This is a genomic window from Peloplasma aerotolerans (genome assembly GCF_030012175.1).
GTDB classification, from domain to species: Bacteria; Bacillota_I; Bacilli_A; order Acholeplasmatales; family Acholeplasmataceae; genus Peloplasma; species Peloplasma aerotolerans.
On the sequence record NZ_JASCXW010000016.1, the window covers coordinates 1 to 14223 of the forward strand.

The 14223-nt window shown below is 30.9% G+C and carries 14 protein-coding genes and 2 pseudogenes; 14 read left to right on the forward strand and 2 right to left on the reverse strand.

Annotated features, from left to right (window positions below; genetic code table 11):
• Positions 1–301: 301 nt before the first annotated feature.
• Positions 302–592 (reverse strand): helix-turn-helix domain-containing protein, encoded by a 291-nt coding sequence (locus QJ521_RS05625; protein ID WP_282839461.1) that lies wholly within the window; start codon positions 590–592, stop codon positions 302–304.
• Between the two features lie 106 nt (positions 593–698).
• Between QJ521_RS05625 and QJ521_RS05630 the strand changes: the two genes are divergently transcribed.
• From QJ521_RS05630 to QJ521_RS05635, 3 genes and pseudogenes are all read left to right on the forward strand, one after another.
• On the forward strand, positions 699–869 hold the full coding sequence (locus tag QJ521_RS05630) for a hypothetical protein (RefSeq protein WP_282839462.1): 171 nt from the start codon (positions 699–701) through the stop codon (positions 867–869).
• A gap of 39 nt (positions 870–908) precedes the next feature.
• A pseudogene (locus QJ521_RS09705) lies at positions 909–1049 on the forward strand (HepT-like ribonuclease domain-containing protein); the annotation flags it as partial.
• A 173-nt stretch (positions 1050–1222) separates the two neighbouring features.
• Complete coding sequence (locus QJ521_RS05635; RefSeq protein ID WP_282839463.1) at positions 1223–2095, forward strand: alpha/beta hydrolase fold domain-containing protein; 873 nt, start codon at positions 1223–1225, stop codon at positions 2093–2095.
• A 49-nt stretch (positions 2096–2144) separates the two neighbouring features.
• Here the strand turns inward: QJ521_RS05635 and QJ521_RS09710 are convergent.
• Positions 2145–2285 (reverse strand): annotated as a pseudogene (locus QJ521_RS09710) (IS3 family transposase); the annotation flags it as partial.
• A 660-nt stretch (positions 2286–2945) separates the two neighbouring features.
• On the opposite strand from QJ521_RS09710, the gene QJ521_RS05640 reads away from it, so the two are divergent.
• From QJ521_RS05640 to QJ521_RS05690, 11 genes are all read left to right on the forward strand, one after another.
• Positions 2946–3845, forward strand: a complete 900-nt coding sequence (locus QJ521_RS05640) for an ABC transporter ATP-binding protein (RefSeq protein ID WP_282839464.1) — start codon at positions 2946–2948, stop codon at positions 3843–3845.
• Positions 3842–4744 carry an ATP-binding cassette domain-containing protein gene (locus tag QJ521_RS05645; protein ID WP_282839465.1) on the forward strand — a complete coding sequence of 301 codons (903 nt, stop codon included), beginning with the start codon at positions 3842–3844 and terminating at the stop codon, positions 4742–4744. Before QJ521_RS05640 ends, QJ521_RS05645 begins: the two co-directional genes overlap by 4 nt.
• Complete coding sequence (locus QJ521_RS05650; protein WP_282839466.1) at positions 4737–5624, forward strand: ABC transporter permease subunit; 888 nt, start codon at positions 4737–4739, stop codon at positions 5622–5624. The genes QJ521_RS05645 and QJ521_RS05650 overlap by 8 nt, the downstream gene beginning before the upstream one ends.
• A gap of 43 nt (positions 5625–5667) precedes the next feature.
• Complete coding sequence (locus tag QJ521_RS05655; RefSeq protein WP_282839467.1) at positions 5668–6294, forward strand: HAD-IA family hydrolase; 627 nt, start codon at positions 5668–5670, stop codon at positions 6292–6294.
• Between the two features lie 53 nt (positions 6295–6347).
• On the forward strand, positions 6348–7235 hold the full coding sequence (locus QJ521_RS05660; protein WP_282839468.1) for a DegV family protein: 888 nt from the start codon (positions 6348–6350) through the stop codon (positions 7233–7235).
• Positions 7232–7762, forward strand: coding sequence for a TetR/AcrR family transcriptional regulator (locus QJ521_RS05665; protein WP_282839469.1), 531 nt, complete (start codon positions 7232–7234; stop codon positions 7760–7762). Before QJ521_RS05660 ends, QJ521_RS05665 begins: the two co-directional genes overlap by 4 nt.
• Before the next feature lie 307 nt (positions 7763–8069).
• Positions 8070–8885, forward strand: a complete 816-nt coding sequence (locus tag QJ521_RS05670) for a patatin-like phospholipase family protein (protein WP_282839470.1) — start codon at positions 8070–8072, stop codon at positions 8883–8885.
• A 698-nt stretch (positions 8886–9583) separates the two neighbouring features.
• Positions 9584–11146: an LTA synthase family protein gene (locus QJ521_RS05675; protein ID WP_282839471.1), complete on the forward strand. Its 1563-nt coding sequence runs from the start codon at positions 9584–9586 to the stop codon at positions 11144–11146.
• 296 nt (positions 11147–11442) lie between these two features.
• Positions 11443–11658: a heavy-metal-associated domain-containing protein gene (locus QJ521_RS05680; protein ID WP_282839472.1), complete on the forward strand. Its 216-nt coding sequence runs from the start codon at positions 11443–11445 to the stop codon at positions 11656–11658.
• Positions 11655–13547, forward strand: coding sequence for a heavy metal translocating P-type ATPase (locus QJ521_RS05685; RefSeq protein ID WP_282839474.1), 1893 nt, complete (start codon positions 11655–11657; stop codon positions 13545–13547). The genes QJ521_RS05680 and QJ521_RS05685 overlap by 4 nt, the downstream gene beginning before the upstream one ends.
• Complete coding sequence (locus QJ521_RS05690; RefSeq protein WP_282839475.1) at positions 13495–14178, forward strand: Crp/Fnr family transcriptional regulator; 684 nt, start codon at positions 13495–13497, stop codon at positions 14176–14178. Before QJ521_RS05685 ends, QJ521_RS05690 begins: the two co-directional genes overlap by 53 nt.
• Positions 14179–14223: the final 45 nt, after the last annotated feature.

The following is a 14223-nucleotide window of genomic DNA, read 5'->3' on the forward strand; positions in this document are numbered from 1 at the left end:
GCATATAGAGACCCCAAAGTGTATAATCTAGACCAATTGCTTTTTCAAATGTTTTATCGCTCAAAGTCATATTTTCATATTCAACTCGTAGAGATACATAGTAATGCTTCCCATCTTTCTTGATTGTAGCTGCTTTAATCATAGAACATTGAGGTAAGGCTCTATGAAGTTTGATCTTAACCAGTCCTAGTTTAGGCAGTTTAAGATAAGAACCTTCTATACGAATATTATTATTGGTTGTATGCGTTGTATAAGACTGTCTGGGGTTATGTCTGGATTTATAATTGGGTTCATCATGAGATTAGTTAAAGAAGTGACTATAGGCTTGTTTCAGATGTAGCCATGCAGTAGTCAAACTTTGAGAGTCGACATCATACATATATGGAAATTGTTCCTTAATGGTTTTAGGATTCATATACTGATGACTGTTTAGTAGTTCTGGATACTTCCCGTAGAGTTCATAGATGGACTTTCGTTCTAAAAGGAGTAGATTCCACATTTTTCTAACACAGCCAAATGTTTGGTTGATGAGATTGATTTGTTTGGTTGTAGGTTTCAGTCTATAGACATAACCTTTCACGGTTTCATTCATCTCCCACTTAATCCTTTAAAGAGGGAGTTTTCTGAAACATATTAGATAAAATCATATTGTTTGGATCTTATGCAAAAGGTCAAGCTTATCCTTAAGTGATATTGACTTGGCAATTGATGGCTATTTCAAAGGTTTATCCTACTTTGGCCTTTTAGAAGAACTTAATGAGTTAATTGTTAAAGATATTGATTTAATATATATCAAGGAAGTTAATGAAGTTTCTGATACTTTAAGTGAGATTAACGCTGGGATTGTCTTTAGTCTTTTACAAATTTGAGAGTTATCGAATAATAAACCTACTGATGATTTCAAAAAAGCACACAAGCTTATACTTTGGAAACAAATATATGGCTTAAGAAATCGAATTGTACATGGATATGACTCCATTTATGCTCGTTTAGTTTGCCAAACAATTACAAAAACCTTTTCGAATTTGCAAAAGAAGTTGAATGCTTGATTAAATAATCATTCAAATCGTAAAACCAATGATTAAGACATGAACCATCAATCATTATACCTTTGAAGACATCGAGTGGTTTGAAATATATTTTAACGATATATTGGTGACCCATATTATTGTTTGATTTGATATAATAAGTTTAAGATCATAAAGGAAGATAAGGAGTTGCCATGCCAAGTAAGCAAGCCAAAATGGTTGAAAAAGTCATACGTCTTTTAAACTATAAAGAAAATCTAGCCAAAGCACTTTTGAGCCCGCCTTATCGAAATGATAAAGCAATGCCTAAAAAAAGCATGCTTAAATCCTATGATATCAAAACTAAAGGTATGCTCACACGTGAGATTTTAATCTTAAAACCCAAAGAAAACGTCAAAAACGTCGTCGTTTTATATCTTCATGGTGGTGCTTATTTACATGGATTTCAATCGATTCACTGGACATGGATCAATCATCTTTTAAAACAAACTCATGCAACCATTATCGCCCCTGATTACCCTTTAATTCCAAAGACAGTCAATGATGCCTATGATCTTTTAATACCCCTTTATGAATCTATTATAGAAGATTATCCCAATCATAAAATCATCATCATGGGTGATTCCGCTGGTGGCGGACTTGCGTTAGGACTTACTCAAGTTTTAGTTCAAAAGATCATTCAACTACCAGATCATATCATCTTGTTATCCCCATGGCTTGATGTGACACTTGAAGACCTCAGAGTTTTAGAGATTGACAAAAAAGATCCTATTTTAAACATCAACGCTTTAAAAAAAGCAGGCAAACTTTATCAAGGTACCCTAGATCTTAAAGATCCTAAACTCAGTCCAATTTATGGAAATTTCAAGAATTTTCCAGGAATCACTGTATTTTCAGGCACTCATGATTTATTATATCCTGATACATTAAGACTTATTGAGACACTAGGGGATAAAATCACGACCCATCTTTATGAAGAAATGATGCATGTATGGATGTTTTTTGGACTCCCTGAGTCTAAAAAAGCTTTAAAAGAAGTGATTGATATCATTCATAAAGCTCATTAAATAATACATATAATAATAAAGAATTTTGTTACCAAATGAACCGCTCTTGTCAAGTAGAGAGTAAAAATAATTGAATATTTAGTTGATTTAAGACTTGATTTCGATATTCAATCGGAGTTAAGTCTTTTAATTTCTCTTGATATCGTTGTTCATTGTAAAAAATGATGTATTTGTTGATAGCTTCTTTGAGTTAATCGATATCATGAAACTTATTCGAATACTACATCTCTGATTTGAGTGTATCCCAAATATTTTATTTCGGTCCTTTGTCAATACATTTACCCGTTCTAGATACGTTGAGTCTATCACACTGCTTTCATTAAAAAGCGCATAACAAAGCTATTCTTATTGTAGTAACAGAAGCATCTAATCCTCTGAAATGTGGTTAAATGCCTCTTTTTTACTTTATGTCCAATATGGAAACATCAATTTCTTAAAAAAATATATGATTGCAATCTAATGTTTCAACCTAGTTAAGCCATTTTTTGTGTGATATGTTCCCACAACGATTGATGCATTTTTTAAAAACTCTAAATGGCGTTCATTGAACTCTTTGTCGAAATAATTCTTGGGTTCCTGTGATACAATAAACAATCTCATTTGGCCTTACAGAGATTATTTTGTATATGATTGAACGCAAAATGTCTAGCTCTAATTCATCAATCACAAGATGCTTTTGTCCTAATATTTCATTGATCTTACCCATGGTTTACTTGAAGTCATAGTTTTTAACTGTTACAAATGTAAAAAGTGTTGCAAATGTAACATCTGAATGATATAATGCTAATAGAAACTTTACTGACTACAGTAGAGTTTCTGAAGATAAGATTATAATAGGAGAATTTAAAAAATGATAGAAGTGAAAAATCTAACAAAAGATTTTGGATTTAATAGAGGTGTTTTTGATATATCATTTGAAGTTAAGAAAGGCGAAGCATATGGTTTTCTTGGACCGAATGGAGCTGGGAAAACAACTACTATGCGAATGCTCATGGGCTTTTCTCAACCCGGAAAGGGTATTGCAACAATCAATAATAGCGATTGTTGGAAAAATTACTATGATATTTTAGGTGAAGTTGGATATATTCCTGGAGAAGTTGCTTTGCCTGAGGGATTGAGCGGACTAGAGTTCATAGAAATGATGAAAAAAATGAAACATGCAGATGATTCTCGAATCAGTTATTTGCTTGATATGTTTGAATTAAACCCGGATCAAAGTATGAAGAAAATGTCGATTGGTGACAAACGTAAATTAGCCATTGTTTCAGCGTTTATGTCAGATCCTAACATTTTAATCCTTGATGAACCCACAAGTGGGTTGGATCCAATCATGCAGAATAAATTTATTGAATTAATTAAAAGCGAGAAAAAAAGAGGAAAAACTATTTTACTTTCAACACATATATTCGAAGAAGTTGACGCGTGTTGTGATCGATTATCAATTATCAAGGATGGAAAAATCATTTCAACGACTGATACTGATACGATAAGAAATAACGAAAACAAGGTTTATAAAATTGAATTTTTGCAAGATGAAGATTTTAATCAATTTATGAAATCAAATATGAATATAGTTTACAGTAATAAAACCAAAAGAAAAGTAAGGGTTGCAATTAATGACAAAGAAATAAATCGGTTAATCAAGATTATTTCTACATATCAAATAAAATATTTCTCTGAATCACAATTTACTCTTGAAGACTATTTTCTAAAATACTATAAAGACAGAAAGGGTGAATCATCATTATGAGTATTATTGAAGTTCGGAACTTGACGAAAGATTATGGATTATCGAAAGGTATTTTTAATATTAATCTTGAAGTTAAACAGGGTGAAATATTTGGCTTTGTTGGGACAAATGGAAGTGGAAAAACAACAACAATCAGAAACTTGATGGGGTTTATCAGACCAAACTCTGGAAATGTATATATTTTAGACCAAGAAGTGAACTACAACACAACACAAATTATGAAGCATATAGGCTATGTCCCTGGAGAGATATCATTCCCTGATATCGGTGATGGTGATGTTTTTATAAAAAGTCAGGCCGAAATGATTGGGTTAAAAAATATGGATTATGCCAATTATTTGATCAAGAAATTCGGATTAGACACAACAGCAAATTTAAAACATATGAGTAAAGGTATGAAACAAAAAACAGCTATTGTATCTGCGTTTATGGCTAAACCAGATATTTTGATTCTTGATGAACCATCTACTGGACTTGATCCTTTGATGCGAGAGATTTTTGTTGAGGTGTTAATTGAAGCAAAGCAAAGAGGTTCAACCATTTTTATGAGTAGTCATGTATTCGAAGAAGTGGAGAAAACATGTGATCGCATAGCACTTTTACACAATGGTAGAATTGTTGATGTCGTTGACATGAAAAAGATCCGTCACAACGAGTTAAAGACATATAAAATAGGATTTGAAAATGAAATAGATTATCAAAAATACATGAATGAGAATATCTATTTGACTTCTAAAAATAATAAATATTTACAAACAACAGTTGATGTTAAGGATGAACAAATTAATGAATTTATGAAAGAATTATCTCAATATAAAGTGAAATACATCAAAGAGGTCAAATATACGCTTAAAAAATATTTTTTAAAAAAAATAAGTGAGGATAAAAAAAATGATTAGTATTCCATTATTAAAACAAACAATTAAATCAAATTGGGGGCTATGGTTAGCAACAACACTTACTTTAACCTTGCTCTATATCGTTATTAAAATTGCTATGGGATTGATAACTGTTTCAGGAGATACTGATCCAAATATTTTAATTCCATATATCATAGCGTTAAATGAAGCTGGATTAACGCTGGATGGGCTTTTTGTTGCAATCGGAATCAATCCTGATATCTTAACTGGATTTGCATCAATGGATTCAAATGTTTTGATTAGTTTCATTTTTTATCCAGTCGTATCGGTATTAATGCCTTTGGTCTATACGGTCATAGTTGGAAATAAATTGTTTGCAAATCAAATTGATAGAGGATCTATGGCGTTTGTTTTATCCACTTCGATTAAAAGATCAAAGATAGCATTGACGCAAATGTTCTTTTTGGTTATGTCATTGGTACTAATGTTTTTCGTTACTACCTTAGTAGATGTTACATTAGCATTAACCATTGAAAATTCTTTAGCCATTGATCAAGTTTTATTACTCAATGTGGGTTTATTATTATTCTCTGTTGCGATGGGATCTATTACGTTTATGTTTTCTGCGGTTTTCAACTACACCAAACACTCTATATCTTTAGGTGGAGGAGTTGCCTTAATATTCTTTATTTCAAAAATATTAGGATTGTTTGGCTCCGATCTTTTTATGAATATGGGCATTGGAATTGAACCGATGGGATACTTTAATAATATCACGATGATAACACTGTTTAACACGCAATCAATTCTTGATGGATCAACATCTTACTTGGTACAATTTGCAATATTGCTAATCATTTCAATAACCTGTTTCACAGTTGGCTCTATTTGGTTCACAAAGAAAGATATTCCGGTTTAGGTTTCTCTTGATTACTAGATTACATAAAAGAAGAAGGTAAAAAATGAAAAAAATAGTTATTTTCGATTTAGATGGGACATTGAGTAATAATGTAAATCAATCTGAAATTATATATCAACGCATTTCTGAACGCTATAATATGAAGAAACTATCAAAAGAAGAGATTCGTGAACTCAAGACGAACCCAGGATTAAAACGATTGTTTGAGCTGGGAATTCCAATCCATAAGTTACCTAAAATGTACAAAGAATCGCGTGAAATAGCTTCTGAGTTTGTCGATGAATGCAGCCTAATTCCTGGCATGAAGGAACTTTTAATTAATCTGAATGATAAAAAAATCAAATTAGCAATTGTTTCTTCAAATAGCGTTTCAAATATCAATAAAATTCTGGCTAATAATGAGATCAGCATATTTTCCTTCATAGAGGGGAAAGCTAAAATGAAAGGTAAAAAACGCAAGATAAAGAAGTTGTTAAAAAAGAGTGGGTATAAAACAAATGACGCCATCTACATCGGTGATGAAGTCCGCGATGTGTTAGCTTGTCAACCTATCCCCCTAGAAGTAGCAGCGGTAACATGGGGATTTGAAACGAAAACGAAATTAGAAGAATCAAATCCAAATTATATTGTAGAATCTATAGATGAACTTTCTCAATTGCTTTTGAATTAATGTCTGAAGTTGTAAAAATAAAATAAAAATGATACTAGAAAGGTTGATAAAATATGGAAAAAAGAATCGTAATTGACACATCAACTGGAGGATTAGATTATTATCCAGTTGAACATGGAATTGAAATTTTACGCATCAAAATTTATATTGATGGGAAAGAGTATGAAGATGGTTCGACACTTAAAGCTGATCAATTCTACGATATGTTAAAAAACGATAAAGATTTATTGCCTAAGACTAGTCAACCATCTGTTGGCGAAGTGATGGCATTATTTCAAAAATACTTAGATGAGGGTGTTGAAGAAATCTTGGTGGTTACGATTTCAGCAAAGATGAGCGGAACATACAATTCCTGCATCATGGCAGCTCAAGAATTTGAAGATAAGTTAAAAATTAAGGTGTTTGACTCAAAGACAGTTTGTTTTTCAGAAGGTATTTTTGCTTTGGAAGCAAAAAGAATGATTGATGAGGGATTTTCACTTGAAGCAGTTGAAAACAGGCTCAATAATATGATATACACCAACACAATCTATTTTGCTGTAAACTCTTTGAGCTATCTCGTTAAAAATGGTCGTTTGAGCAATGCGAAGGGATATATTGGCAAGCTCTTAGACATCAAGCCTGTTCTGCAAGTAAAAGAATCTGGAGAAATCGTTTCAATTGGGAATAGACGAACAATTAAGTCGGTTTTGTTATCAATAACAGCATTGGTAAAGGAGTATGTAAATAATCAGCCTTATCAAGCCTATTTAATTTATACAGGAAATCCTAATTTGAAACAGTATTTTGTGAGCATTATTAAAGATAATCTAGGATTAGAAAATTTATATGAGTCACCATCTACTCCAGTTGTAGGTGCACATGTAGGTCCAGATGTAATTGGAATTGGTATTTTTCTTAATGACGATGAGAATTTAAATATAAATGGGAGAAACGTATGAAAGAAAATATTCAAGTCACTAGAAGCAAAGAATGGCTATATAATGCATTGATATACTTGCTCAAAAAAAATGCGTTCAGAAAAATTTCAATTGAAGATATTACAAAAAGAGCGGGCGTCGCAAGACCAACATTTTATCGTAATTTTGGATCAAAAGAAGATATTTTGATTGATCAGGGACGAAAGATATATGAAAGATTGATGATTGATCTTGAATCAGGCATGAAAGAAGGTAACGTTACATATAATTCAATTAATAAAATGATTCAAGTTTTCGATGAGTACTCTGAATTATTCGAAGTGCTTATAAAGAACAATTTGGAATATCTTATCTTTCAATCTTTTGAAGTCGAGATTTCTCATTTGCTAAAAAAAATATTTGGTGTTGATAAAGAAGATAAATATAAAACCAAATTTTTTGAAGGAGCGCTTTTTTCTATAGTGGTTGAATGGATTAAAAACTCAAAGGCTGAATCCGTTGAAGAAATGACTGAAATCATTTATAATCTCGTCACATTCAATAAATAGTTCATAGAATTAAATCATGTGATAAGTATTGAAAATGTTATATGGGATTGAATCACTGAAAAAAAAGCGCGATCTTGACTTACCCGAATTATATTGTTCATACATGATCAACAATATCATCATTCTCGATTAGTGTAGCAAATACATTGTTGCAACTACTTATTTTATAGAGATAATAATGTGAATTTCGAAGTATTCTGAGTTAACAATCGTCATAACAATATTATACATATTTAGAGTTCTTCGTAGATATATAATAAATAATTTCGTAGGATGGTAAATCTGAGGTTTCTGAAAGGATATTATTATGAAAAAAATTGGAATTTGTTTATCGGGAGGCGGCGCAAGAGGTGCATATCAAATTGGTGCTCTTAAAGCGCTAGAAGAATTAGGTATATTGCAAAAAGCGAGTGCATTTTCTGGAACTTCAATTGGAGCGGCCAATGTTATTTTTGTGGCAACAGGTGCAATGGATGTTGCTAAAGAGATATGGTTTAATGTTCCAGAAAACCCTTTAGGTGATAATCCATCAATTGTTAAGACGCTAAGAGATCAAAAGCTAAAAGTAATTGACAGTGGATTGTTTTCAATTAAGAAATTGAATCAATTACTAGATGAAAATATTGATTTTGAATTGTTAAAAAATCAGGATGTTTTCATTGCAATAGCAGACAGCGGAGACTCTGACAAAGGAATAATTGATTTATTAAAGTCTACTTTTTCTCATTATATTCAAAAAGATTCTCAAGTCCAATATATTTCACTTAAAGAATTAAATAAGGATTTACAAATTGATACAGTGGTTGCGTCCTGTTCAATTCCAGTTTTTTTCCCTCCGGTAGTAACAAACAGCAGGAAGTATCGTGATGGAGGGTATTTTGACAATACACCCATTAAACCATTAATTGATTTTGGTTGCGACGAGATTATATGCATTACAATTTCAATGCTGTCATCAATACGATCTATAAAACAGAAATACAAAAACGTTAAGATTCATGAAATTAAAGCTACTAGAAGATTAGGGAAAGTACTTGATTTTTCATCAGAGCATTCAAAAAGAATCTATGAGTATGGATATAGAGACGCAATGAAGTATTTTGCTAAAATGAGTTTAGAGTAATTCAGGGTAATAAAGCAAGTCCGAAAATGAGATATATTGTTATAGTTCTAAATAAAAATATAACTGTATGATACAAAGAAATATAAACGTTTCGCATAATAGTTTAAGAAAAGACATTGATGTGAATTATTGAGAGGTATTTTATGAATCAAGATACTGTTTTATTGTATAGCCTTTATCTCGGGTTAAATCTATTTAACACATTTATAGTTTCTCATAAAGCATTGAACAAGTATATTGTTCCCTTTAAGCATACGCTAAAAGGAGAGTTAAACGCATTTTTGGGTAACCTATTTACACTAAATTTATTTGGATTTATAATCTTGTTTTTTGTTAATAACCTTTATTGGTATTCCATTGCGCTTGTAATACTTTCGGGAACTCTTAATTTATTGTTATTTGCACTTAACATCTTTAATTTATATTTTGGCAATGCATTCACTAGAGACAGTATCGATATATTCAAAAACCCTGTTAATGGAATTTCTAAAGGACTCTCAAAGGAGATATTTAATGAGCTTTTTGGCTATTATCGTATTATATTATTTATACCATCAATTATTCTAATCTTGTTCATTTCATTCATAGGTCAATCAAATTTGAATCAAGTGGTAATTCCGATTAATGACTTGTGGATATTCATTACGATTTTTGTTTCACTTTTCATAATATTTTTAGCATGGATTAATTATGAAAAAATGTATCTCAAAGATTTAACTATAAAAGCTGTCAAATCCACATACGGAATTCAAAACTTTGGAGTTTATCCGTTTTATTTGACCATACTATTTAAATTTACATCAATACCAGAATTGTTAGTTAAATCTAAAAAGAATAATTTTACTGAGCTATCAAAAGAATATATTTTATACAATAAGAACGCTTTACGCTATACAAATTTCATAAATAATAAAGAATATGGTAATGATTTGGTTTATAGCAAAATGCCTAAAAGTATTAGGATTGATTCGTCTCTTTTCAATGCCGATAAGTCACTTAACGGTATTTTTGCGGGCAAAAACCTTGTATTAGTTCAAATGGAATCAATGAGTCGTTTTTTATTAGACATACCTGCTCTTAAAAATGAATTTCCTTTTATCAGAGTTTTACTTGAAGAGAGTGTTGATTTTACTGAATTTTATTCTAGCGTTGGGTTGGGGGTAAGTTCAGACGCAGAAATAACTACTTTGACTGGACTCTATCCCACTGGGTATAATTCATTATATTGGTCGAATTTTAATTATTTTGAAAAACGCTATAAAATAAAAATGGATTTAGCAACATTGCCAAAGCACTTTAACAATCATGGATACAATACAAAAGCTATACATGGTGATTATAAGCGGTTTTATAATAGAGAATTTGCATATCCTGATATCATGGGATTTCAAAAATTCTTCGGATTAGAAGATTTTCCAGATAAGAAAGCAAGTAAGAGAGATGGAATAATTGAGATGTTTTCATATGAATATTCTTGTGATAAACATCATATAACTCCGTGGATTAGTGATTATCAACTTGCTGATAAAGTACGTAATGAAATTAATACTTTTAATAAACCAACCTTTCTTTTCCCTATTACAATGATGCCGCATACACCATTTGAATTTTATCCCAAAAAAGATAAAGCATACATTGAGGAGTATGATTTAAAAGAACTCACAAAAAAATATCTAAGGTTTTCTGATTATTATGATGAAGTCATAAAACGATTTTTTATTGATGAAAATGATAATTTAATGATTGATAGTAACACAGTTTACTTATTCTATGGGGATCATGGGTGTGGAATAAAAAATGGTGATATTTCTAAATTGTTTCAAAGAAAACTTTCATTAATTGAGGAAAGAAAAATATTACAGCAGTTGGTTTGTTTTTTATATGTGCCTGGAAGTAAAGAGATTATCAAAAATGGTACTATCATAAAAGAAGGACTAGTTAAGGGAAAGCAAAATCTTGTAAGAGGACATATGGATATTTACCGTAGTCTCATAGAACTTTTTGGTTTGATCACAAATAAAGATGCATATTTTGGAGTTCATCTTTTAAGTAATGAACCAACATTCGTATTGGATAACAAATTGCAAGATGTAATTATGGATCAGTCAATGTTCTCAATGAGAAATAGAAAAATAAAATTTCCTAAGTATAATGTGATTGATGATAAGATATTTGAAAACATCAAGAAATTTAAAATATTGAATGATATTTTGATTGAAGAGAATGGGGTTCAAAAGGAGCTTGATTCAACTTGTCAATAAGATTTTCTTTTCTTAATACGATGATGCTTAAAGCTGTAAGCTTATAGATCACAAATATAAATGCGAATATAAGAATACCCAATAGTGTGCAGATAAGAATCCCCAATTCTAATCGCTAAAGGTATTCTTTTTTATAGGCATATTGAAAAGAAAGTTTGAAATGAGGGACATAGGGTCTTTGAATTCCAAGTTCGTAAAAAAAGTGTCTTTTTGTTATAAATCGTATAGAAACTTGATTCATATCAAGGAAATTATCACGATTTCTTGATATATTTAGGTTAGAAAGGGTGATAAAAATGAAAAAAACAATGATACAACTAGAAACTTTAACATGTCCATCATGCATTAAAAGGATTGAAGGAACACTTGAGAAAACAAAAGGTGTAAATCGTGTAGAGGTTAAATTTAACTCATCAAAAGTTGAGATCGATTATGATGAAGAAAGTATTTCTGTAGATAATTTAAGTCATATTCTAGTTAAATTAGGGTACAAGGTGTTGAGTGCAAAATGAAATGGTTAAAGCATAATTACTATATCGTCATAATATCTATATTGTTCGTAATCTTAATTGTATCAAATGAAATAAATTCAACACATATTGTATCTATTTCATTAATGAGCTTATTAACAATATTAGCGGGCTTTCATATATTTAAGAAAGCATTCATGGATGTTAGATATAAGATTTTTGGCATTGATTTGTTAGTAACTATAGCAGTGGTTGCTGCATTCATTATTGGTGACTTATTTGAAGCAGCAGCTGTTACTTATTTATTTACATTAGGTCATGTCCTAGAAAAAAAATCTCTAGAAAAAACAAGAAGCGCTCTAAGTGCACTCATTGATCTAAAACCTACTTTTGCCAGAGTCATCAAGGGAAATAAAGAAGAAATGGTTGCTCTTGATAGGTTAAAACCAGAAGACATATTACTAGTTAAACCAGGCGAGAAAATTCCAACAGATGGCATTATTATTGAAGGCTCTGTGATGATTGATGAACAAATGATGACAGGTGAATCAATGCCTGTCCATAAAAAGATTCAAGATCAGGTTTTTGGTGCGACACTCCTACAATCAGGATACATAAAAATAAAAGTAACAAAAGTGGGTAGTGATACAAGGTTAAGCCAAATAATACACATGGTTGAAGAAGCTCAGGACAAAAAAGCGCACACACAAAAATTTATGGAAGTGTTTTCTAAATACTATACACCTTTAGTTGTTTTGTTTGCGATAGTAATTTTTATTGTTACATTAGATATTAGACTAGCAATTACGATGCTTGTTATCGCATGTCCAGGGGCTCTAGTAATTTCAACGCCTGTGTCCTTTGTTGCAGGTATAGGAAATGCTGCAAGAAAAGGTATATTATTTAAAGGTGGAGATGCCGTAGAAAATTTATCAAAAGGTAACATAGTATTTTTTGATAAGACAGGTACATTAACTTTAGGAAAACCTGTGTTAAGTGATATAAAAACATTTGGTATTGATGAATACGAGTTACTAAATATTGCTGCTATAGGAGAATCTTTTAGTGAACATCCATTATCAAACGCAATCATTGATGCTGCTAGAAAAAAAGACATTTTGATTGACGAAGAACCTAAAAATGTGAACATGGTAATTGGTAAAGGTATTATCTTTGAGTACAAAGATGTCAAGTACTCAATTGGAAATCAAAAGTTGTTATCTTTCAACGTATCAAAAGAAGTAGAAAAACATATATTACATATGGAAGAAAATGGAATGACTACTTTAATAATGGCAAATGAAGACAAAGTGTTGGGGCTTTTTGGTATCGAAGATGGTGTAAGAAGTGAATCCATGAATCTTATTAAGAGTTTAAAAAAAATAGGTATTAAAAAGACAATTATGCTTACAGGTGATCAAAAACGAGTCGCTAAACATATAAGCAATCAGTTAGACATCGATCAATACTATGCAGGTTTACTACCAGAAGATAAAGGATCCATTATAGAATCATATAATAAAGATTACCATACAATTTTTGTTGGAGATGGAATTAATGATGCCCTAGCACTATCAACTGCTAAATCATCAGTTGCAATTGGTGGGAAGGGTAAAGATATAGCCATGGAGACAGCTGATGTAGTTCTGCTTAGCGAAAACATAGGAAAATTGAAGGATGCAATTAAAATTAGCAAAAAGGTTAAACTCAATATGATACAAAATGTAACATTTTCGTTATTTGTGGTATTATTTCTAATAATAGGTGTAATATTTAGACAAGTAACGATGTCGATTGGTATGCTTGTTCATGAATTCTCTGTATTATTAGTGATTATGAATGCGATTAGATTATTAAGGTATCAATCTGGAGGTTTAAATGAAAAAAAATCTAGAACCAAGCAATTGCATAAAATCAGTCCCAATATTTAAAAATCTTAGTGAACAGGAACTAAATCAGATTATAATGATTTCTAGCCATCGAAAGTTAGAAAAAGGCCAATTCATTTTCACTGCTGGCGACTATATTCAAAATCTATATGTCATTCATCAAGGAAAAATAAAGATTACTAGATATACAGAATCAGGTAAAGAACAGGTTATTAGAATTCTTTCTCATGGAGATTTTTTAGGTGAACTTGCGTTGTTTAATGACTCTAAAGTTAATACTTACGCAGAAGTACTTGAGCCTGCTATAGTATGCTTAGTCGAACATAAAGATTTAAAAAGTCTAATGGCGAACAGCCCTACATTATCGTTTAAAATGTTGGATGAATTATCTAATAGACTAGAAAAAGCTGAAGCGCTAATTGAGCATAACAATTTATATTCTGCTATAGCTAAAGTCTCAAAACTTCTACTAGATTTACAAAAAAATGGTATAGTGAGATTCCATACAACAAAAGTAAACTTGTCCTCACAAATCGGGATAACACCTGAGACATTCAGTAGAAAACTTAAAGAGCTAGAAGAACAAGAATACATTGATATCATTAATAATAAACTCATCAGAATCAAGGATTCATATAGCCTTGAACTATTAATTAATCCTGATCATATTTAAAAATAACTGTATAGTAGTATTTATACAAATATTGATAAGATTATT